Source organism: Rhizobium sp. 25PS6 (assembly GCF_032464655.1).
GTDB lineage: Bacteria > Pseudomonadota > Alphaproteobacteria > Rhizobiales > Rhizobiaceae > Rhizobium > Rhizobium laguerreae.
Genome location: NZ_JAWDIV010000030.1, coordinates 18,196 through 39,858, shown reverse-complemented (window position 1 = coordinate 39,858; position 21,663 = coordinate 18,196). Strand labels below are relative to the sequence as shown.

The 21,663-nt window shown below is 61.3% G+C and carries 22 protein-coding genes and 1 pseudogene; 1 reads left to right on the top strand and 22 read right to left on the bottom strand.

Annotation, left to right across the window (positions count from 1 at the left end; genetic code table 11):
• Positions 1–4 precede the first annotated feature (4 nt).
• The 4 genes from RWK44_RS31910 to RWK44_RS31895 all read right to left on the bottom strand — a co-directional run bounded on the left by RWK44_RS31910 (position 5) and on the right by RWK44_RS31895 (position 2,302).
• The gene (locus tag RWK44_RS31910) at positions 5–367 is read right to left on the bottom strand and encodes a hypothetical protein (protein ID WP_316029951.1); all 363 of its coding nucleotides are present in this window, start codon (positions 365–367) and stop codon (positions 5–7) included.
• Positions 367–831, bottom strand: a complete 465-nt coding sequence (locus RWK44_RS31905; RefSeq protein ID WP_222060271.1) for a lysozyme — start codon at positions 829–831, stop codon at positions 367–369. Before RWK44_RS31905 ends, RWK44_RS31910 begins: the two co-directional genes overlap by 1 nt.
• A complete protein-coding gene (locus RWK44_RS31900) occupies positions 806–1,060 on the bottom strand; it encodes a hypothetical protein (protein WP_316029950.1) in 255 nt (84 codons plus the stop codon). The genes RWK44_RS31905 and RWK44_RS31900 overlap by 26 nt, the downstream gene beginning before the upstream one ends.
• A 96-nt stretch (positions 1,061–1,156) precedes the next feature.
• Complete coding sequence (locus RWK44_RS31895; protein WP_131666508.1) at positions 1,157–2,302, bottom strand: acyltransferase family protein; 1,146 nt, start codon at positions 2,300–2,302, stop codon at positions 1,157–1,159.
• A 478-nt stretch (positions 2,303–2,780) separates the two neighbouring features.
• Here RWK44_RS31895 and RWK44_RS31890 point away from each other — a divergent pair, with 478 nt between their 5' ends.
• The gene (locus tag RWK44_RS31890; RefSeq protein WP_316029949.1) at positions 2,781–3,773 is read left to right on the top strand and encodes an acyltransferase family protein; all 993 of its coding nucleotides are present in this window, start codon (positions 2,781–2,783) and stop codon (positions 3,771–3,773) included.
• Positions 3,774–3,993: 220 nt separating this feature from the next.
• On the opposite strand, the gene RWK44_RS31885 is transcribed toward RWK44_RS31890, so the two are convergent.
• The 18 genes and pseudogenes from RWK44_RS31885 to RWK44_RS31800 form a co-directional block, all read right to left on the bottom strand.
• Positions 3,994–4,551: an acyltransferase gene (locus tag RWK44_RS31885; RefSeq protein ID WP_131666511.1), complete on the bottom strand. Its 558-nt coding sequence runs from the start codon at positions 4,549–4,551 to the stop codon at positions 3,994–3,996.
• 96 nt (positions 4,552–4,647) lie between these two features.
• Entirely contained in the window at positions 4,648–5,991 is a 1,344-nt protein-coding gene (locus RWK44_RS31880) for a hypothetical protein (RefSeq protein ID WP_316029948.1), read from the bottom strand.
• 270 nt (positions 5,992–6,261) lie between these two features.
• Complete coding sequence (locus RWK44_RS31875) at positions 6,262–7,020, bottom strand: hypothetical protein (protein ID WP_316029947.1); 759 nt, start codon at positions 7,018–7,020, stop codon at positions 6,262–6,264.
• A gap of 210 nt (positions 7,021–7,230) precedes the next feature.
• Positions 7,231–9,171 carry a phage tail tip lysozyme gene (locus RWK44_RS31870; protein WP_316029946.1) on the bottom strand — a complete coding sequence of 647 codons (1,941 nt, stop codon included), beginning with the start codon at positions 9,169–9,171 and terminating at the stop codon, positions 7,231–7,233.
• Positions 9,162–9,364: pseudogene (locus tag RWK44_RS31865) on the bottom strand (tail fiber domain-containing protein); the annotation flags it as partial. The gene RWK44_RS31870 and the pseudogene RWK44_RS31865, both read right to left, overlap by 10 nt.
• On the bottom strand, positions 9,352–9,666 hold the full coding sequence (locus tag RWK44_RS31860) for a hypothetical protein (protein ID WP_025393669.1): 315 nt from the start codon (positions 9,664–9,666) through the stop codon (positions 9,352–9,354). The pseudogene RWK44_RS31865 and the gene RWK44_RS31860, both read right to left, overlap by 13 nt.
• Positions 9,666–10,673 (bottom strand): tail fiber domain-containing protein, encoded by a 1,008-nt coding sequence (locus RWK44_RS31855; RefSeq protein WP_025393668.1) that lies wholly within the window; start codon positions 10,671–10,673, stop codon positions 9,666–9,668. Before RWK44_RS31855 ends, RWK44_RS31860 begins: the two co-directional genes overlap by 1 nt.
• Entirely contained in the window at positions 10,639–11,055 is a 417-nt protein-coding gene (locus RWK44_RS31850; protein WP_025393667.1) for a GNAT family N-acetyltransferase, read from the bottom strand. The genes RWK44_RS31855 and RWK44_RS31850 overlap by 35 nt, the downstream gene beginning before the upstream one ends.
• Entirely contained in the window at positions 11,052–12,875 is a 1,824-nt protein-coding gene (locus RWK44_RS31845) for a hypothetical protein (RefSeq protein ID WP_316029945.1), read from the bottom strand. The genes RWK44_RS31850 and RWK44_RS31845 overlap by 4 nt, the downstream gene beginning before the upstream one ends.
• Complete coding sequence (locus RWK44_RS31840) at positions 12,872–13,579, bottom strand: phage adaptor protein (RefSeq protein WP_168287693.1); 708 nt, start codon at positions 13,577–13,579, stop codon at positions 12,872–12,874. Before RWK44_RS31840 ends, RWK44_RS31845 begins: the two co-directional genes overlap by 4 nt.
• A gap of 15 nt (positions 13,580–13,594) precedes the next feature.
• Entirely contained in the window at positions 13,595–14,167 is a 573-nt protein-coding gene (locus RWK44_RS31835; RefSeq protein WP_222060261.1) for a hypothetical protein, read from the bottom strand.
• Positions 14,168–14,237: 70 nt separating this feature from the next.
• Entirely contained in the window at positions 14,238–15,023 is a 786-nt protein-coding gene (locus RWK44_RS31830; RefSeq protein ID WP_168255219.1) for a hypothetical protein, read from the bottom strand.
• 22 nt (positions 15,024–15,045) lie between these two features.
• Positions 15,046–16,020 carry a phage major capsid protein gene (locus RWK44_RS31825; protein ID WP_316029944.1) on the bottom strand — a complete coding sequence of 325 codons (975 nt, stop codon included), beginning with the start codon at positions 16,018–16,020 and terminating at the stop codon, positions 15,046–15,048.
• Positions 16,021–16,035: 15 nt separating this feature from the next.
• Positions 16,036–17,133 carry a hypothetical protein gene (locus tag RWK44_RS31820; protein WP_316029943.1) on the bottom strand — a complete coding sequence of 366 codons (1,098 nt, stop codon included), beginning with the start codon at positions 17,131–17,133 and terminating at the stop codon, positions 16,036–16,038.
• Positions 17,134–17,195: 62 nt separating this feature from the next.
• Complete coding sequence (locus tag RWK44_RS31815; RefSeq protein ID WP_025393661.1) at positions 17,196–17,507, bottom strand: hypothetical protein; 312 nt, start codon at positions 17,505–17,507, stop codon at positions 17,196–17,198.
• 12 nt (positions 17,508–17,519) lie between these two features.
• Positions 17,520–19,652, bottom strand: a complete 2,133-nt coding sequence (locus tag RWK44_RS31810; protein ID WP_316029942.1) for a hypothetical protein — start codon at positions 19,650–19,652, stop codon at positions 17,520–17,522.
• The gene (locus RWK44_RS31805) at positions 19,652–21,223 is read right to left on the bottom strand and encodes a terminase (protein WP_316029941.1); all 1,572 of its coding nucleotides are present in this window, start codon (positions 21,221–21,223) and stop codon (positions 19,652–19,654) included. Before RWK44_RS31805 ends, RWK44_RS31810 begins: the two co-directional genes overlap by 1 nt.
• Positions 21,189–21,662 (bottom strand): terminase small subunit protein, encoded by a 474-nt coding sequence (locus RWK44_RS31800; RefSeq protein ID WP_168255229.1) that lies wholly within the window; start codon positions 21,660–21,662, stop codon positions 21,189–21,191. The genes RWK44_RS31805 and RWK44_RS31800 overlap by 35 nt, the downstream gene beginning before the upstream one ends.
• Between the last annotated feature and the right edge of the window lies 1 nt (position 21,663).

Sequence of the window (21,663 nt, the reverse complement as noted above, 5' to 3'; positions counted from 1 at the left end):
GCGCTCAGTGGCGGAGCAGCCACTGACGATCAGCAGCAGTGACAGCGCAAGCGCGGTTCTGTTCCGAAAGCTGAAGCTCATAGGATTGGATCTCGGTTTCGAGTGTGTCTTTGGCGGCCTGCTCGGCGGCCGAGGCAGCGGCGAGGCGCTTGCGGTGCTCTTCGGTCGCTTGGGCGGCGGCGTTGCGCTGGCGTTCCATCTCAGCGGCCTCAGCCTCGGCTGCACTCTTCTCGGCAACAAGGACATAGCCGGCGCGCGCCTCCCGCGCAGCTGAGGGATAGCCGATCGCAACGGCATAAAGGTGATAGAGCAGCAGCCCGGCGGCGATGCCGGCGCCCATCTTGAGGGTGTCGAGGATAGAGATCATCAGATGCCCTCGAGGCAGAACTGGCGTTCTTTCTGCCGGCGCCTGGTGAGGCCCGGAAAGACGATGCCGGCGGCGCGATTCCACTTCAACAGCGCCTCGCAGCCCTCGGCTGTCCTGCCCTGATTGATGAGCCTCATCGCGCTCGAGCCGCAGGCCGCCTTGACGCCGACATTATAGGCAAAGGAGGTCAGCGCCACGAAACGGGCATCCGGCAGGGGCACGCGCACGCAGCTTTCGATGCCGCCCGCATAGGTCTTGAGCTCCAGCGCCAGGAGCGCCTTGCACTGCTCCACCGTCCTGCGATCCCCCGGCTTCACGCCATTGGTGCTGCCATAGCAGATCGTCCACGGCTTTCCTTGCGTGGCCGGATCGGGATAGGCATTCTGGCGCAATCCCTCGAACGATCCTACGAGCGCCACGGCCATGGCCGCGGCGGCACTACCCTTCTGCAGGCGGTTTGCCATTCAGGTCTCCTGAGATTTTCTGCTGGACGAAGATGCGGGCGATGATCGCCGCAACGGCGAGAAGCCCTGTCGCCACTGACATGGCGAGCTGGATGTAGATGTTGCGCGACACCCAGGTGGCGGCGACGAAGGTGTAGACGGGCTCAACGATGATGAAGAGCAGCGCCAGCGCCATCAGCCGCACCGACCAGGCACGCTTCAGCACCTCGCGCCAGTTATGGACGAGCATGGGGTAGGCTCCGGATTTTGGATGTGGCAAGGCACCCGTCTCGAAGGAGACGGGCGACATGTTTGGTCACCAGAAAGGCGACACGTTCAACGAACGCTATCGAGTGGTCGGATAGATCCGATCACGAAGCCTGAATATCGGCTGCTCAATGTATTTGTAGGACACGGCTGCGAGCAGCAGTGTTATTGCCGTGAAAACTAAAAACTCACCCGGACCATGCAATGCAGGCTTCACGCCGAAACTTGGCTCCAGCCAACGCGGTGTCACGAAGAAATAGAACGTGTAGTTCACGACCTGATGATAGACATAGGCACCATAGCTACGCTTGCCTGTGAACACTAAAACCGGGGTTTCCAGCACCTTCGCTGCGGTTGTCGCCCTGCCGAGAGCCAAGAAAAATATTAGCGATGAGGCGATCATATAAAACGGCACGTCGGCAAGCACTTTGCCAATAAAGCTAGTCCGAAACGCGAATATACCTTCGCTCATCTCTGTCAATGACAGCAGGCAGAGTGCCGCGATGCCAACCGTAAGAATTACGGAGAAACAGCGCGACACTACGGGCGTAATCCGGCCTGTCGACACTATGATGGCGACAACTGCGCCAGCAGCCAGCGAATCCAGATTTCCGAATGTGACGAGCACATTCGCCTGCCCAAGATCGGCATACCAGGCAAAAGCGCGCCAGCCGATCGCAAGGGCAAATGCTCCCAACAGCGAAAGCCTCCAAGCATTCGGCCGGAGAAAGATGACGATTGGCGCCCAGAAAATATAGAACTGCTCTTCAACCGCAAGCGACCACCAGGGGGCGGCTGGTCCATAAATTCCGATATCGCCTCTCAGCAATACATTTGAAAGATTCTGCACGAAGAAGACGTGATAAATCACATCCTCCCGCACGGCGTCATTCAGCCCTATGCAAATGACAAATGCGAGGGCCAGATAATAGATGGGTTGAATGCGGAAGAATCGGCGGCCATAGAAGCCCTTGAGAAGCTGTATGCCCTCAACCTCACGCCTTCGGCCGGCTAAGTCGACAAGTATTCTCGTGATCAAAAAACCGCTGATGACGAAGAATACTACGAGCCCGCCTCGCCCCCATTCGGCGACATTGTTAAGATAGGGAATTGGTGACCAATGGGCCATCAGCACCAAAAGTAGCGATATTGCTCTAAGTCCATCTAAGCCGCGTATGCGACCGCGCGCCTGTATGTCTAACTCTCGATGTGCAGGAGCATCCAACGCCCAATCCCTCCGTCTCGCGGCGGAATAGCGCAATCCTGCCGGGATTGAAAGCGCTCCTAAACGTTACCCGCGTCAGAGTTTATTGTATGCGGTGCATCACGACGGCCAGTTGACGACGCCTTGCTGCCCATATGGCCGCCTCTGCATCGACGGGGATCGCTTTCAACGACGGGCGCATACGGTTCCAGTCGGCGGAGATCGTCCGGCAACGGAAAGGCCCGTGATCGCCGAAATGGCGAATTAGATGTAGATGTTGCGGGATACCCAGGTGGCGGCCGCGAGCTGTAGAGGGGCGATGGTAATGAAGAGCAGCGCAACTGCATCAGCCGCACCGACCAGGCACGTTTCAGCACTTCGGGTAAGTTATGGACGAGTATGGAGAGTCCGGATTATAGATGGGCGCGAATCAGGCCTGCTGAGGTCCGATCATTGTTTTCTTATTGTGGTGTTTGTCGCCAGGCGGATAAGGTGGGGAATGACATCCGATCAGCAGAGAGTTTTGGGGCTGGACACCGTTAGGGCGATTGCAGCCCTTTCCGTCGTATTCGCACATCTTCTTGGGCCGTCGTTGCCTGGGGTTGCGAAGTACATTTTCACCGGCCACCCTGCCGTGATCGCCTTTTTCGTTGTTTCCGGCTTCTGCATTCACTACCCGTATCGGTTCCGTAGTCCGCAGGTTGCGCCATTCCTCTCCGGCCGCTTCATTCGGATCGTACCGCCTGCGGCCGCCGCCTTCATCCTGGCTCAAGCGATGGGCATGAGGGCCTACAATCCGATAGACGGCTACATTCTATGGTCCGTCGTCTGCGAAGCCGTCTACTACTGCCTGTACCCGCTGATCTTACCGATATCGCGCCGGATCGGATGGCCGGTTCTTATCGCCGTTTCGGTCATTGCCTCCTATGGCGTAGCAATTGGCCTCGGCTCGGACCAATATGGGAACGCTATGAAATACGGGCCGCAACTCAATTGGGTTGTCGGGCTACCGGCGTGGCTTCTTGGCTGCTATCTCGCTGAAAATCTCGACCGCCTGAAACTTCCAGGCAATGTTTGGGCTTGGCGTGTCGCGACTGCCGTAAGTGCTTCCACACTTTATTGGGCGACGATGAACACGTCTGCCGGCTTTTACCTGACTATGGTGCCCTTCGCGGTGCTGGCGGGATGTTGGATACTGGCAGAGATCAGAACCGCGACAGATCGAGGCCCTGTCAAGGCTCTGGAAAAGATCGGCGCCGCTTGCTTTTCGATCTACCTTATCCACGTCATCGCGGCGGCGGCTGTTGAACGGTTTGTGACACCGCCGATTGTCGTTTGCGCCCTATCACTGGCGCTCGTCTATCCCTTCTATCGATGGATCGAGAAGCCGTGTCACGTCGCCGCGCGCCGTGCCAAAGAGACAATGGAGCAGTTAGCGGCCAGACGTCGCTTGGAAGAGAGCGATCGGGTCGCGATAGGCGACGGTGCGTAGCCCCTCAAAGGTACTGAGGACCGCGATGCCTGCGGCCGCATCGCACATGGTGGCCGGAGCACCGTAAGATAAGCTCCGCCGTCGCAGATTGTAGCGCAGCGACAAACCAAGGCGCCGCTGAACTCTTGGCCCCAGAAGGTGTTATGCTACTGCGAAGAAGCCGCCTAAGAAATGCTTGAAGCAGCACTGCCCCAACACTACGGACGTACAATCATATGTGTTACATACGGTATTTAACCACTTTCGCTGGCGAGCCAACGGCGATTGCATAGTCGGGAATATCGATCGTAACGACTGAGTTTGCTCCGATCACGGCTCCCGCTCCTATCGTAACGTTCATCAATATTTTGGCACCCGCGCCAATCCAGACATCATCGCCAATTTCCACAAAGCCGATTTCAGCCTTCTGAAGCCTGATTGGTACGTCTCGTCTCATGCCATGGCTGTGATCGATGATCTGGACATCCGAGCCGATAAGCACATCGTTGCCTATGGAGATACGGTTTTTCGCGGTGATGACATTGCGTCGGCCGATCACCGTATTGTTGCCGATGAAGACCTTGGGCTCCGGCATTGTCAGTTGAAAGAACGCTTCGTCCTGTATTGTGACGCCAGAGCCGACTTTGAGGACAGCGTGCTTCACCATGCGGAACTCTGCGCTGCGCTTTACCACGAGATCGTTACCGGCCGCTGTGAAGTAGCGGAAGCGCTTATAGGCGGTAGTGATCCGCTGGATTAGTCCGCCTCTGTTTCGATATGATGCCTTGTCGATCTTCATGCGGGAGCTCTACTACGAAATCCTTCCGCATGGGAAGTGGAAGAAGCCACCAATCCATATCCAGAGGCTGCCTGTGGAGCCACCCCGACACAGACCTCAATTAAAGCGACCGCGCGTGTCGAAATACGCTTGGGTCGAAATGGTGTAGAAGTTGAATGAGGTGGAAGAGGCGACATTGTAGATTTGACCGGCAGAATTGGTCCGAATATCCATTTCTCGTGAGAATGCCTGCGACACAGGGTTGTTGACGAAGTTTTGGCCAAACCCGGTTGCCGCAGACGGTAAGCTCGTCCCCAATGTTGGATCCCAATGGTTGATATTCGCGATTGCTCCGCCAGTGTTGGCTATTTGAGCCACTATGCGAGCCATTACCGGGAATGCTGGGGGCACTTTCAACGTTCTCAAGGCGGCGGATGTGGCAATCGTACTTACGTCAGTCGTCGGCACTTTGTATGCGAAGAAATCCCCATCTTGGACGAAACTCACCCATGCCCCGGATACCCGCAGGAGAGCTCCAATACGGCGCTTTCTGTCATAACTTCCAGGCATAGTGGGGGACGTTGCACTTGCGGAAAGAAGCGAGTCGACAACACCTGTGTCCGACCGAGCGATGATATAGGGATAGTACCATCCATCCGCGATTGCCACGGTATCAAGCCAGCCATTGCCGGAGCCCACGGCCCACTCGACGTTTCCGACCTTGATCAACGTACTTGCAAGGCTCATGAGAACTGGGGTTGTACCATCGCTTGCTGCCGCGCCGGCTGCGATATCGATCGAGTTTGTTGGATCGCCGGCATTGTTGGAAAGAGTCAGCCCGTAAATGTGCCCAGCGGGTGCGGACGCCGCTACTGTCTTGAGCGTTGACGCCATCCTGTCGGTGAAGAACGCCGATCCGCTGCAGATGATGAATGCCGAATAGCCGTTCGGAACGACGAGCGATGCCGCCCCGTCGATCGTCTCCGACCCGTTGGGATCGATGGTCACATCGCCGCCATCGGCAATGACCGCATAGTGCCAGTTTGCACCGAGCGTTGCCGCTGCGGTCAGGGTAAGTGTGGCTGCCGCGGTGAAGCGATGAACCGCATTGTCGTCGGACGCGAGCGCTGTGTAATCGCCTGATTTGGCCACATAGACCATGCCCTTATCGAACGCGACGTCGACGCCGTTTTGCGTGAAGCCAAGCAGGCCGCCGCCCTTCAGATAGAGGCCGGTCTGCGGGGTCGAGGCAAAGCCGATGCCCGGGGCGGACACAGTTCCGCCTGCGGCCTTGAGGGGTGCGACCATCGGCGCCGAGCCGTCGCGCGGCAGAGAGTTGGTGATTTCGTTACCGAGGTCGGTCGTCAGCGCATTCCATGGTACCGGGTCGATGACCTGGCCGACAGAGGGTGTCGTACCGGCAGGCTTTGAATAGACGCCGGTTGAGGGGTTCCTGGGCATTGATCGTCTCCAAAGAAAAAGGCCCCGCGCATGCGGGGCCATTGGTGGTGTCTTACGAAGGCGGGTGCTAGGCGACTGTATTCGCACCGAATGAGCACTGCAGAGATCGACAGCCTCGATCGGCCACCTCAAGATCGCGGACATGGCAACGCACCCGTCTCTTCAAAGGCGGGCATTCGAACCAGTTCGCTGTTGAGATCGTGCAGCGGGGGAAACGGTGGCTTCGAAAAAGTGCACCCGTTTTCCGCGTTCTTTTTGACCTACGTCGGGCTATCGCCTCTTAAATAAAAGGTCGGCTCCGTAGGCATCCGTTTTGCTGCCGGTGACGCCGCTATTGCGGCCGTCGAACCGGGCGATAAGATCGAAGCCCATTCGACCAGCTATCGCGGTCAACGATGCCTCTGAAATGGTCTGATGCGGGTAGCGGATATTGACGTCCTCGAAGCCTTCAGGAATCGGCCCAGCGCCGTTGTCAAAGAGCCTGGATGACTGGACACTGAATGCCTTCCGATTGGAGAAACAATTCCGCGCCAGATAAGCGTACCGTCCCGTCCTGCCGAGAGCATCACTCCATAGCCGTTCAGGATCGGCCAGATATTGAAGCGTTCCGCTGCTATAGAAGACATCGTATCCATCGGGCAGTTGATCAGAATAGGATATCGATGGGCGCAGCGCCCTCGATGCATCCGACATTGCCTTGGTCTCGACGACGGCGAACGACCACGAAGGGAACCGCCGTTGCAGGACGGCGCACATCTCCCCGGCTGAACCGCCGAAATCAACGAACCGGCCAGAGGGCATGTCGAAGGTCTGGAGTAGTTCTTCTGGCGGCTTTGCGTAGGAATCCTCGTGGCCGACGATTTGCCGCGAGCGCGCCACCCTGAAAGCCGTGAGATCCCGCGACCCGTACTCTGCGCTGGCCGCTGCCGCGTGGGCCCAAGATCTATATCGCCGTTCCCGCGTATGCCACTGGTAGGCGGCGACAATTGCAGATTTCGGTAGAACCGCTTTAAGGAGCTTCTTGATCATAAGAGGCATCTACAACTTTGCCCTTCAGTTTGGAAGAGGCAACCGGTAGCCGAGGATAAGAGTACGGTCGACGACACAGACATGGTTTCCGGCTACGAGCGGCGCCGGTCCAGGGGTTTCTGGGCATTCACCTTCTCCGAAAAAAAGGCCCCGCGCATCGCGAGGCCATTGATGTGTGCTGCAAAATCTTAGGATTGTTTAGATGCGTTCCTACCAGAGGCCATTTTGCTGCCGAGCAAGTAGCGCACGTACGAGCGCGGCCGATTTGCCAAAGTCGGCCGGCGGCCCGTTCTGTCCGCGGCGATCGTCCTTTGCACCCCGCGGGTCAAGATCCGGTCTCGGGGTGGGAATGGGCACGTTGGCCGGCAGCGAACGGACGGCATGCGCGGCCGCCTTGGGCTGTGCCGCGATCGCCGCTTCAATCATGCTATCCGGGTAAAGATCGCCCGATGTTCCCTGCTCCTGAGTAATGAGGGCGCGAAGGAATTTCTTTGCCATCACCGGGTCAGTCAGGCGAATATCGTCGTCAGGGCCGATGCCCATCGATCGCGCAATGTTGGCGGCCGCCGTAAAGGAGTCGGGCGTCCATCCCCCCTTTCCAGCGATGATCTGGTTCGGCGTCAGCATGCCTTTTCGATATTTCCTCATGACCTGCCAGAAATTGTGCTCCATGCCCGCTTCCGGCGTGGCATAGACGACTTGTGGATCGCCCTGGTCGGTGTTCTCGGAAGGGCCGATGATCCCTGGCTTTTGCTGGCCGACGTACTTGAGATTGGTGGGATTGTTGTTGCGCATGCCGGCCGGCAACTCGGCGCGACGAACGGGATCGGACAGAATGGTTTGAAGCTCTGCACCGTCGTTTGCGGATCCGGCAGCCCCGCCGCCAGCAGCCGGCGCCGCGGGTTGTTGGCGGCGTTCGTCGGTTGTCATCTCTGGGTCGAGATAGCCGGGTCTCAGCGAAGGCATGGGTCCATTGTCAGGCAGCGGAGCAAAGGCATCGTCGTCCGGCTGGTCGGCCGCCATCGGCTGGCCGCGGCGATAGTCGGTCGTCACCAGTGGATCGCGATAGGGCCTCGGGGTCGGAACGGGCGGGTTGGCAGGCGGCGCGAAGGGATCGGCAGCGCCTTCGGTCAGAAACTGCGGCAGGAGACTATTTGCTTGCTCGGTCCTGCGGGCCGCCTCGCCGCCGGGCTTGTCGTAGCCGGCAAATCGCCAGGCATTATTCATGAGACGCTGCGCTTCCTCGACCGAGGTTGCGGCGTTCAGCCTGGCGATCAGCCGGGGGTCCTCCTGCAGGAAGAACTCGGCCTGCGTCTGCGGGCTGATCGCGCCCGGCTTTTCACCTCTGGTGGCAGCAAAGTTATAGAGCTTTTGCAGGCGGGTATCGCGCCACGACATGATGCCGCCGGAGGTGCCTTGCTGCCCGCTCTGGCTCGGGTCGGACCAGGAGCTGTTGGCTCTCTTCGGCGAGAAGCTGCTTTCCGCCTGCCCCGTCGAGGCGATGGCGGCGAGCCCATAGGGATTCGAGACCTTGGTCTTCACCGTATGCATGAAGCCGTCATAGACATTGCCGTCGACGGGCTGGGCGGCTGATGCCGCGGGCGCGCGGTACGCCGGTCTCGGTGTCGGAATGGGTCCGCTGTCAGGCAGCGGAGCGAAGGGATCGTCGCCTGGCTGATCGGCCGCCATAGGCTGTTCCCGGCGATAATCCGTCGTGACCATCGGGTCGCGATAGGGCCTCGGCGTCGGAATGGGTCGGTTGTCGGGCAGCGGGGCAAAGAGACCGGCGCCCGGCTGCGCGGCCGGGCCCATGGGCTGTCCGCCGCGATCGTCCGTCGTCATCAGCGGGTCGAGATTGGGTCTTTGCGGCGGAACGGGCCCGTTGTCAGGCAGCGGAGCGAAGGGAAAGTCGCCTGGCTCGCCAGCTGGCGCCGCGCTACCGTCGCCGCTTGCCTGCTGCTCCTGCCGACGGATCGCCAGTCCACCCATGAGTGCCTGGACAAGACGCGCAGCCCCTTGCCAGGGGGATTGTACGGGACCCGACTCCATGCCCTGTTGCTGCATGGCGTAGGCCAGCTGCTTCCGCCGGTCGCTGATCTCGCCCTGCGTCTTGCCGGTATCGCCGCCTGATATGAATGACTTTAATGACATGAGCCCACTGCCCTTTCGTAATCGACGCCGTCGAAACCGTCTGTTCGAACACCGCGTTCGGATGAATCTTGCGCATATCGTCGGATATCAGGCCGATATTGGTCGGGCCGCCGTCCTTGCGCCTGAAGGCGTCTGCCGGCAGACCGTTGTTCAGCGGGCCGACGCGCCTGATGCTTTGCTTCAGCCGCCGATCCGGCGCACCGGGCCGCTGCCGAAGAGCAACGACAGGAAGCCGGGAGAGGCTGGCGCGGGGGTCGAAAGCGCAGCCGCCGGAGCGGCGGTCCCTGCGGCGCCATCCGCCTGCTGCTCCTGCCGCTGCTGGCGGATCGCCAAACCGCCGAGCCCGCCTTCGGCAAGCCGCGCGACCCCTTCCCACGGGGACTGGATTGGGCTCGTATCAGTGCCCTGCTGCAGCATGGCGTAAGCCAGCCGCTTGCGCTGGTCGCTAAGGTCGCCCTGCGTCTTGCGGGTATCGCCGCCGAATAAGAAGCCCATTACACCACCGCTTTTTCATAATCGACGCGATCAAACCCATCGGCATCTTCGAACACCGATTCCGGGTGAACCTCGCGCACATCGTCGGACATGAGACCAATCTGGGTGGGGCCGCCCTTCTTGTATCGGAAGGCATAAACCGGCAAGCCGTTATCAAGCGTGCCGACGCGCCTGATGTCCTCCTTCAGCCGTCGGTCAGATCCCATAGCCCAGCCGCCAAGCAGCGACGAGCCGAGTCCGAACAGACCGCCCATCGCCGCATTCGACTTGGCCAGCTGCTGATTGTACTGGCCCATCTGCTGATTGTAGTTCTCATTGATCAGCCCAGCCTGATCCACAGTCGGCAGTTGCGTCGTCGGTGTGTTGACATAGCTCGGCTGGTGGACCTGCGAGCCCGACATCAGTGCCGAGATTTCGTTCAGCGGCTGGTTTCGCTCGGTCAGGATCGAATTCTGGGCATTCGAATACATGTCGCCGAGATACTGGTCGGATGCGGCCTGCTTGCGCGTCGAAAAATCGCGCAGCGCGTTGTCATAGGCGGCCGAGCCCATCGAGATGCCCTTGTCGGCAAGGCTCTGGTCGAGGCTCGCCCGATCGCGGTCCCACTGGTTGTTGAAGCCGGACTGCCAGTGATCGTTGACATATTTGTCGACATTGCCGGCGCTGAGATCGACATTGGTGCCGAGGATGCCCGAAATCTTGCCGGTCTGGTCGTTGGCGAGCCTGGCAAGGCCAAGCTGCGTCTGCTGCGTCTGGTCGTAGATCGCCTGGTTCTCGGGCGAATAGGTCTGATAGGCCGAATAGGTCGGCAGCCGATAGGTCTTGCCGTTCTGGTCGGTCATCGTCTGGTAGCCGCTGACCTTGTATTCCAGCGAGCCATCCGGCGTGTACTGATTGGTGTGGCTGAGGCCCGCATTGGCGATGGCGGTGTCGACGTTGGTGGCCGTCTGCGCCGCTGCGGTCTGTGTCGGATCAGGCGCCTTTGGGGCCTTCGGCGTGGAGACCATAGGGAAAATCCTCTTTCATGATTGCGTAAAGCAGCGCGTCGCAGTCGCCGAAATAGGCCTGCTGGCGGCCTTCCAGGCGGGCGCCGAGTCTTGCCAGAACCTTCTGGGATTCGGCATTGTCGGTGCGGGTCCTTGCGGTTGCGCGGCGGCAGCCGAGCTGATGCACGACGTAGCCAAAGACCGATCGCATCAGCGTCAGCGTCAGCCGGTCGGCGGCAAGCGAAACCTCGACGTCATGCTCGGTCCAGACGTTGAAGACGAAGCCGGCGATGATCCGGCCGCGGTCGATATGGGCAAGCGTGGTGTAAGGCGGATGGAAGCTCACGCCGATCCTGTTGCCGACCCAAGCTGCGATCTCCTCGCGCGGTTCGCAGACGATCAAATCGGCGCGCCCTTTTCGTAAAGCACGGAGCCGCCGACCACGGCCGCTTCCGAGACGGAGCCGGACGAGCCCGAGATCAGCGCCCGGATCGTCGGCGCCAAGGCCGACCCCGCACCGCCGGCGGAGGCGAATTTGCGGACGAGCGAAATGCCGGGGAATTTCGAAACACCCCAGACCGCCGTTCCCCATTTCGCCGCCGTATTGTTCTCGATCGACGACAGAAGTGCTGTCGGAATCTTGGTCTGGTAGTCCACCGAGATCCCGGCATACATCAGCGTGGAAACCCCGATCTGCGCCGTCACCCCGATCAGCTTCGAAAGCTTGGTCGAGAGGCCGTCGCCATAGCGGCTCCATGCGCCGACCATCAGCGCATCGATCGCCACGCCATTGTCGTTGGCGCCGACTTCGGCCTCATAAACCGTGCCGTCGCCCGCCCCGAAAAACAGCCGGTCCTGCCATGTCGTCCAGCAGGAGGCGGGCATGCCGACGAAGCGGCACCAGGCCCCGGTTTCTGTGTTCATCACATATTGATAGGGGCCGAAGGAGGACGGCAGATTGACGATCGCCATCTGCCGCGCCGGGAAGCTCGAAAGCTGCCACTCCTCAGAGGTCGTGCCGGTCGCCGCAACGGTCTCGCGCCAGGTCGGGCCGATCCTGGCGGTAATCGCCCCGAGGCTGGTGGCGCCGCGGTCGAGCTGCACGGCCTTGGTGATCGGCACGATGCCATCAGTCGTCATGATCGCAAGATCGGCGCCGACCGACAACAGGCATCGATCGGTGCCGAGCGGCCGGCCGAGCTTGAAGGTGCCGATCAGGCCCCAATTGGCAGCACTCGAGGGATCGGAGCCCTGGAAGACGATCACCTCGCCTTCCGAGGAGATCAGCACCAGGCACTGCTGCAGGCCTGTCGAAACGGGAATGGTCCAGACGTTGATCGCAATCAGCGTGCCGCCATATTTCATGTTGCCGCCGACCGGCAGCACCGTCGCCGTGCCGCTGACGGCATCGGTGGCGAGATACCAGACATTGGTCGAATTCTTCTCGATGAACCAGAGACGCGAGCGATAGGCGGTGACGGCGATCAGCAGCGAGGCGTCCGGAATGCCCGATATCATCGTCGAGGGAACGTAAGAGGTCGCGACCGCGCCCGTCTCCAGCTGCGCATTGGTGACCGTTCCAGAGACGGTGACAACAAGAGTGCCGGCCGCCGGCGTGAAGGTCAGCGACACCCGGTTGGCGACGCCCGTTCCATCAAGCGTGCCGGCGAAGGCGCCGGAAAGAGTGACGGAGCCGGTGCCGAAGAAGCTCAGCGTATAGACCGTGTTCCTGACGGCGACGTTCTGGGTGGCGAGCGTTGCCGTGCCGACCAGAAAATTATTCGTCCAGGCGGTGCCGTTGAAGAGCAGCGGTGTGTCGAGGCCGTTGACGAGGCGCAGAAACTCCTGGCCGGCCGGGTTGGTATATTGCTGCACCGACCAATGGGCGCTTGCCATGCCGGAGACGACGGGCGCACCGACGGCGCCGCCCGCCGTCACGTCGAAGATCTTGTCGCCCGCCGCGGCAAACAGCCTGTTGCCGACGCCGGAATAGGGAATGACCGTCTGCACGTCGGCGCCAAGGCCGGTGGCGAAAGCGAGGAATCCATAGCGGGCGCGCACCCGGTTTGCCTCGGGAAAGAAATTGTCGAGCTGAAACGCCGCATCTTCAGGCATATCGGCCATCTCGACATCGGTTCGCCAGCCGCCGATCGGCGCGATCCAGTCTTTGCCGGGCGAAACGCGGCGGGTGCGCCCGTTTTGAGGGACAGGTCTGCGGGTCATGGGTTGCACACCGTGATCGTGCCGGGCCAGTAATTTTCAGGCGCCTGCCCCCTCGCCGGCAGCGAGAGGTCAACGGGCGCTGCCGCCCGATCGGCGCCGATCGTGGCTTCCTTGGATCGCTCGAAACTGGCGATCTCCTCGCCATAGTCGAGACCCTTGGCCCGCTTCCAGCGCCAGATCAGCGAAAGTTCGAGAAGGTCTTCGGGGAAACGGGCGGTATCGGTATCGTTCGCCCAATTGGCGGCATAGGTCGCCTCGCCATTCAGCGCCACCCAGAAGCCGGAAATATACTCATAAGCCATCGTCTCGCCGGCAGCGTTCGGATGGATATCGAGCTTACCGCCAGCCATGCGCCAGATCTGCGGCACCGGGTTCGAATTGATGATGGTGTGGCGCTGCCAGGTCTGCGGCTCCACAGGGCCGTTGAGCTGCCAGAGGCGCGAGGCATTCCAGATCTTCGAATTGGCGGCGAAGCGGTCCCAGTCGGCGGGCGGCTCGGCCGGCTCCGGATTGGCGTCCGTCGTTGCGAATTGCCGCTGCACCATCAGCGTCGACCAGTCGTGCTCGCGCATAAGGTCGCGGCCGGCGCGGGTGGAGAGGATGCGCAGCTGCATGATCTGCGGATCCGCCGAGGACATGACGGCCGTCGGCGGATCGAGATCGATTTCCGCGCAGACATTCTGAATGATGGTCAGTAGCGACATGCGCGGATCTCCGGTTCAGGCGGCAACGTGGCCGCGGGACTTGGTCCCGGTTTGACGTTCGCTTTCCAGCGCCTCGAAGCGCAAGGCCATCTCCTTCATCTGCTCCTGCAGCCGCGTCACCTCGTCCTTCAGCCGCTCGTTTTCGGCGGCAAAGGCCGAGGCGGCACTCGAGTTTTCAGCGGTGGCCAGATAGGCGCGGGCAGCCGCGACGAGCTCGTTGGCGCCCATGCCCACCTTCTGCTTGACGGTATCGGAAAGGGCAGCGAGCTGCTCGACGGTATAGATATTGACCGCCTCCAGCTCCTTGATCTGGCTGGGCTTCAGATAGGGCCATTGCGAAAGCGGCGTGCCGGTCAGCTGCTCGCGGGCGGCAGCCCCTTCCTTGAAACGCTTGTAGGCATCGGAAAAGCGCTGTTTGTCGTTCTCGGTCACCTCGCGATAGACTTCGGTGTGTTTATCGCCGGAGATGAAGATGCGGACGAATTCCTTGTCAGCGAAGATCGGCCGGCCTTCCTTCTCCGTCAGAAAAGTCTGCTCGACCGGTTCGAGGCTGAAGGAGGCATAAATTCCGGTGCTGTTGTCGGGCATGGTGCGTGTCTCGCTGTTGATGGCGGGGAAATGAGGAACGGGCGCCGCAGCGCCCGTTGGTTGACGTGGCTTAATTCACCTTCGACAGGAACGGACGCATCAGCGTCGCCTCGAGCACGCCGGTCGCCGTGACCGTAATGCCGGTGCCATTGGCGGTGGCGTTGGCCGAGAGGGCGATGCTCTGGACGACGCCGCTCGGGCTGTAGGTGATGCCCGAGATCGTCGTTCCGCCGGCGATGCCGGTGCCCGAGACAGCCGCACCGATGAACGGGCCGGAACCGGCGTTGAGGCCGGAAAGGCTCGTCAGCAGGTTGGAGCCGTTGACCGTGGTTGCCGTGAACGTCTGGTTGGCCGCCGCGAAGTTGACGTTGGCGATGGCCTTGGTGGTTGCCGTGGCGGATGCCGGGGCGCTCGCCTGGCCTGCCGTGGCCGTGGTTTCGGCAACGACCAAGGCCGCCGTTGCGGTTGCCACCTGGGACGGCGCCTGGCCGTTGCGCTGTAGCCAGATGTAATAGGTGCCGGGTGCAAGCGTGATGGAACCGACCGGGCCGCCGGTCAGCGTCGGAGGCTGGGCAGCACCGGAAAAGACGCCGCAGCGCTGGCCGACGACGGCGGCTGCCGTGGTCAGCAGCGAGGCGACATAATCCCGGGTCCACTGAAACCACTGGCCGGGCTGAAGGGTCGTCTGCGAGGCCAGCACCAGCTGGCAATAGACCCATTCGGATTCGCGGTCCCCGCCGGCAACAGTGCCGAGGGAGAAGTTCGGACCCGGAACACCGGAGCCGGGAACGATCGGGCCTTCGACGACGAACGGGTTCGCGCCAAGACGATCGGACTGGATTGAAGCGATCGACATTTGCTTTTCCTTTCGTTGACGATCAGGCGAACAGCACGCCCTGCAGGAAGGCGTTGTTCATGGTGAGGTTGCCGGCGAAGCCCATGAGCTGCCCGAAGGCGTCCTGGTTGGTGTTCATGCGCTCGTCGCCGATCGGCGCCATGTCGCGGTCGCGGTGCGGGCGGTAGAACAGGTACTTGGTGTTCAGGAAGAACATCTGGTTGAGCGGCGCACCGCCGCCGAAGCCGCCGTCGAAGATCACGTCGGCGCCCATGTATTGCAGCGACTGGAAGCCGGCCATGCCCTTGTCCGCCGAGGTGATGCGCTGGATTGCCTGCAGCGATTCCCAGTAGAGGCGGAAGAAGTTGTTGTCGGCGACGACGAGATCAGGCGCGTCGGAGCCGCGAACGCAGGACATATAGAGCCGGTTCATGTAGCTCTGGATGTTGGCATTCGAGGCGGCGGCACCGCCATCGGCCGAGGCCGAGAATTTCTGGTTGCGCCAGAAACCCCAGGTGGCGCGCGAGATGCCGCCGACGGTGCCTGATGTCGGAGAGGTCGAGATCAACAGCTGCAGCCCGCCGATCTGACGCCCGCCATCGGCCGTGCCATCGGAATAGCAGTCGAGCGCGATATTGTTCTTCAGCGTCGTTTCGGCGTTTTCGATGCGCTGCTCGAGCAGATCGAGGATCGCATCCTCGCCGGAATTCTGTAGCTGTTCGAGACCGGACATGGAGACGGCGACCGCGGCCTGCTTGAGGTCGTATTCGGCGGCGGTGATCACGTCGGAGGGCTGAACGTTCAAAATGTCGTAGCCGGAATAGCGCTTGAAGGTGCTGTTTTCCTGGTACTGCAGTTCCTGAACGATGGTGCGGCCGCCGGAGATGGGCTTCTTGCGGCCGCGGCTGTTCAGACGGGTGAGAAGACCGTTGTTCTTCGTCACGTCGTCGGCGACCGTGCCGCTGCGGTTGCGCAGCGTCGTGGTGACGATTTCAGAAAGGTTGGGCGAGATGGGCATTGATCATTCCTTTGATCAGACTTGACCGCGCGAAAAACGCATGGCGTCGCGCAGCGAGTCTCGGATTGAGGTGGGCTGGCCTCTTGCCGCATCGCGGGTCGGGCCCGGCGCGGAAGATCCAGAGATGGATCGCGAGGCGCGGCGGGCTTGATCTGCCGCTGCTGCCCTCTGGGCTTGCTGTTCTCGGACGGGTGCCTGCACAGTCTGGCTGATCAACTGCCGGCGAATGTCCGGGCGCATCCAGCATGCGGCGTCGTAGGCGTCCTGAAGCGACGATGCCCGCCCTGCATTGATAAGGGCGATCATGTCATCAAGCACGTCATCGGCGTGCGCATTTGCCGGATCGGAAAGGAAGGCATCGACTTGAGTTTCGGTGTCCCTTTTCCGTAAAACATGTTCGACCGTCGCCTCGACGTTGACGTGTCGCGGCTGCGGTCCTCCTTGCTGTAGTCCGGGCTGTGGTCCGGCCTGTTGCGAACTCCGCTGCAGGACGTGATCCGTCTGGCCATTGACCAGGGCATGAAGATTGACCCCGGCCATCCTGGCAACGTGAACGACGGTATTGACGGGATCGTGGATCAGCGCCTTTTCCCAGTCGATCGCCCGGCGCATGACATCGGCATGGGTCATGCCGGCCTGGCGGATGAGCGGCGTGAACTCCTCGAGCCCCTTGTAATCCTGCAGAACGCGGAAGCCGTTATCGACCTCCTGCTCCCGCTTGGTAATCGCCGCCTGTACTTCACCGGGAAGGCTTGCGAATTGCGCCTTGGCCTCCGCCGACCAGCCGGGCGGAACCCGGCTGCCGATGGTTGCGGGCTGTTCACGGGTCTGCATCTCGGCCTGTGCTTGAGGCGGATGTTGAGCGGCGTTTGCCGCGGGCGCCTGCCCTGCCCTCGCCGTTGCGGCTTGCTCCTGCCCCTTGGCCAGGAAACGGCCGTTTTCGCCGTCGCGCGGCTGGCCGGCGATATCGCCCGGTCCGCTGCCTTCGACGGTGTCGATTGCCGCCTTCAGGCTGTCGCGGATGCTGACCGGCCTGTCATTCAGGGGCTTGTCGTCGAACGCGCCAAAATCTTCGCTGCCGTTGCCGGCCTCGTTCAGGTCTTCCATGTCCATGTCGGAAACTTCCTTTGTCGGGGATTGATGCCCGTAAAAACAAAAGGTTGGAGAGGTTGGTTCTAGGCGTTGTATTCTGCGTAAACCCGCTGCAGCTCCTTGCGGATCTCGTTGCGATCCGTCTTCGGCTTCTCGATCGGCTGCGGCTTTTCGTTGCCGATCTCGACCACGCCGGCCGATCGGTAGGCGGAGCGCAGCTTGGCTTTCGAGGTGTAATGCCTGCCGTCATGCATCGACTGGATATCGATGCTGTCGCTGACGAAATGCGGCGCGGGCAGATCGGATTGCGCCAGGTTCTTCACCGGCATGCAGTTGTGCGGCCACTTGTCGAGCGGGTGCCAGCCGCCGCAGACGCGGCAATAGCGTTCTCTCATCTTTCACTCCGTTCACTGATAGGCGGCCTGCTGCGCCTGGAACTGCTGCAGCGCCTGCGCTGCCGCCTCGCCGCGCGCCTGTTCCAGCACGGCGCGATGCTCGATCTCGGCTTGCGCCAGGCCAAGCTCGGCTTTGCGCTGTTCCGCACCGGCCTTCACCTCAGCCGTTTTCAGCTTGATCATCTGCTCGGCCGGCGGCTCCGGCGGTTGCTTCGGGGCTGTGGCGGCCTCGGAGAGCTGGGCGCCAACCTGCTCCAGCGTACTTTCGAGCTGGCGTCCGGCCCTGAAGCCGCGAGCGGCAAAGAGCAGCGTCTCGACCATGACAGGCACCAGCATCGGGTTCTGCTGCGCCATGGCGCCAGCCTGCTGCAGGAAACCGCCGATCATCTGCACGAATTCCATGCGGCGCTGCTTTTCGGCGTCCTCGTCGGGCTCGATGGTCGAATCCGTTTCGATATCGATCTGGAAGCCGCGAATGCTGTCGTTGCGCAGCAGCTGCACGACCTCGTCGATCGTCGGCTGCTGCATCATCTGCTCAAGCTGCGGCGGCATCTGCGGCGGCGGCGGTGCGGGTTGACCCATCTGCTCTGCGCGCGCTGCGGCCTGCTGCGCCGCCATATGCATTTGCTGCATCTGGAGCTGAACCTGCTGCTTCTCGGCCATGGTCGGCAGCTTGATGCCGCTCACCAGCATCAGCGTTTCCGGCTGGAACTGGTCGCAGATGATTTCGCCGGCAAGGCGAATGATGTCGCGGGCGAAGCGGGCAAGCTCGGCCTGGCGGTCGCGGATGCGGATCGAGCCCCACTGGCTCTTGATGCGCTGCGCCGTCGCCGTCTCGGACGCCTGGGTGTCGCCGCGGACGATGTCCGATATGCCGGTGATCTGATAGACGTCCTCGATCAGCTGCTTGCGGGCCTGGATGCAGGCGATGATGACCTTCTGCACCTCGTCGATCGGCAGCGTCACGATGGCTTTCGAGCCGCCCTTGTCGGTGAAGGCAGCCCATTCCGGGATCGGCACCATCACCGTGTCGTTTTCCGGCCGCATCGCTTTCTCGATCGCCGGCGAGATCGCGCCGTCGCCGGAGGGATAGAACACTTTCAGGCGCAGCTGATCGGTCAGCTTGTTGACGCGCTTCGTCAAGAGATCGATCTCGTCGCATTGCTGCTGATAATAGACATAGTCGGGAACCGGGATCAGCGAGCTGGTCGACATCGTGCCATAGGCCGGGCGCGGGCACGGCCAGAAGTGCGTCAGATCGAGCGGCGGCTCCGACACTTCGAGCGCCACGGGGGCGCCGTCGGCGATCCAGACGGTATAGTTTTCGCTCTTGCACCAGATCTCCCAGACATGGGTCTTGCCTTCGTTCTCGGCGCGCTCTGTCTGGTTGGTGCCCTTGTTGCTGCCCGCAGCTTGCGCCTGGAGCGATGTCACAGCGTCAGGGCCGAAGCGCTTCTCCATCTCCTCGTCGGTCATCGGCACGCACCGCGCCACCCATGTCACATCCTTCCAGCGCCGCGCCGGCGAATGCAGGAAATCGGACCAGTGCACATAATCGATGCAGACACGCTCGTCGCTGATCGCCTCGGGCGGCGCTCCGCCATCCTCGCCCATGCCGCCCGGGAGACCACTGCGCAAGCCGCCGAGCAAACCCTCGGGTAAGGCACCATTGGCCGGTGGGTCGGAAGGCTGGACGCCCATGTCGAGCGGCTCGAAATCGGCCTCGTAGCGCAGCCACACCGTGCCGCGGGCGCAGAGCAGGAAATCGTCGCGCACCGCCCGCATGATGGAATCAATATCGGCTTCATCGCCCATATAGGCGAGATTGCGTTCGACGAGCTCGGAGGCCATGCGCGCCACCGGCTGCGCATCCTTGAAGCGGCGCTCGACGACGGGCTGCGGCACACGGGCGTAGACGGCCGGCTGCAGCACCGAGGTGTTGGCCCAAAGCATCGGAAACCGGCGCTTGGCCGCATTCGTCTGGTCCGACTGCTGGTCGAGATAGATCTTCTCGATCTTGACGCAGCGGTCATGCCAGGAGCGGAAATAGCGCTGGGCGCGCTCGAGCTCCTGCTGCCACCGGGCGCCGACCTTTGCCAGATCCCATTGCTGCCCGCCCTCCAAAGCCGTTGTTTCGTCTTCCATCAAACACGCTCCCTATATGCAGGGGTTGCTGCGACGAAGTCGTTGAACGTCGTCGTCTGTAACGTCGGCAGTCGCTTGGGTTCCGGCTTCAGCGGTTCGGGCGCCAAGCCGGTGAAGATGATGGCGAGGCCGCCGAAAGCGTCCGCACCGTGCGAAGCCCAGTTGTGGAGCGGCTCGTCGCGGAAGACGCTCAGATCCTCGTCCCAATCCTTGCGGTAGTTCCTGAGGCACTTGATGCCCTGGATGCAGCCGGCCTGATCGAACTCGATCTTCGCCAAAATGCGCCTGGTGCCGTTGATCCGGTCATGGACATAGGCGCGCTCGATCTTGCGGACCGTGCCGAGGCCGCGGGCCCTGACCTCTCTCAGCATGACTTCGATGCGGGTCATGCCGCCGCGCGTCCATTCCCTGACCTTGATGTCATGCGGCATGTTGTGGACGCCGTAGACATAGCCATGCTCGGCGCCGCGCCGCTCCAGCTCGTCGAGCATGCCGTCCATGCCGGTGCCGGTATGCTCGAAATAGCAGATCATCCTGACCCTGCCGGGCAGCACCTGAAACAGCCAGACGCTGTTGGTATCGTCCATGCCGATGTCGGAAATGGTGTGGACGGGATAACCTTCGACCTGCGGGAAGACCCCGATCCGCTCTTCAGCATCGGCCACCGCCATCTGGTCGGCATAATAGGCGCCCTCGACGCTCGCCTCAAAAGCTTCGGCCGGCGTCGAGGGGTATTCGCGCTTCATGTCGCCGAGCTGGGTTTCGGCCTTCTTGACATACCAGGCCTTCTGCCGGTCCGTCAGCGTAATGCCCTGGTCGGCCAGCTTGCCGAAATACTTTGCAAAAGCGTCGGTGATGATGACGCCTTCGGGCGCGATCGCATATTGCGGCTCTTTCCACCAGGGGAAGAAATGGAACTTGAAGTCCAGTTCGGTCAGCTCTAGCGCCTGGCGCTGCTTGACCTGGCCATCTTCGCAAAGCGTGTAGAAATGCCCTTCCTGGCCCTCCGCCGTGCTTTCGACGAAGACCAGCTGGCCGGCCTGCACCGTATTCAAAGCACCGGTGCGGACTTCCCTCGCCTTCTGCGGATACTTCGCGCAAAGCTTCCCATATTCGGAGATGTGCAGATATTGCAGCGTACCCGAGCGCAGCGATGTTCCGACACGGATGCTCGAATTGTTGCCAAGCAGCAGTTCGGTCTGGTTGGCCCTGACGACAGGCACGGCGTTGCGGATACCGTCGGGCAGATTGTCATAAGGGTACTTGATCTTGTCCCTGAAGATCGTCTGCACGTCGCCCAGCGTATGGGCGATCGTGCCGGCGCGGATATCCCTGTTGAAGACACAGGCATCGAGCATGAAGATCTGAATGAAGGTCGTCAGACCCAGCTGGCGGGCCTTGAGCAGCACATTGAGGTAATGCATCTCTTCGAAAAAGGTCATCTGCGTCCAGTTCATCTCGAACCTGACGCGTCTGCCCGATTTGTCGGTGATCCAATAGAGGTTGTTCAGACGCCAGCGCCAGTCGGAAAACTGGTCAACCGCCGTTTGGAAGTCCGCGCGTCTTGCCATTGATATCTTCCAGAAGTTGCGAAACTTCGCTCGCGACAACGCCACGGTCGGGCTCGACCTTGGAACCGTATTTCTTCGGCTTCAGCTTCTCGGCGACCCATTGGCGGGTGGCGATGCGGAGCTGCGAACGCCTTATGGCCTCGCCATTCTCCTGCCAGCCGGTGGTCTCGCCGCTCGCATTCTTCTTTTCGATCCAGTCGTCTGCGCGGTCATCGGCAATCTCGACCATCTCGTCGACAAAGCCGTCGGCCTGAATCTCACGCGCCAGGGCGTATTTGGCTCGAAACGCTGCCTTGTTCTCATCGGCGAGCCAGGAGAGCACACTCGACATGGCCGGCATCTCTTCATCCCGGCAGATCGACCGCAGACTTTCCCTGTCGGCGATGCGCTCGCAAATCCTGTCGGCAATCGCCTGGGTGAACTTGATCGGTCTGCCCATA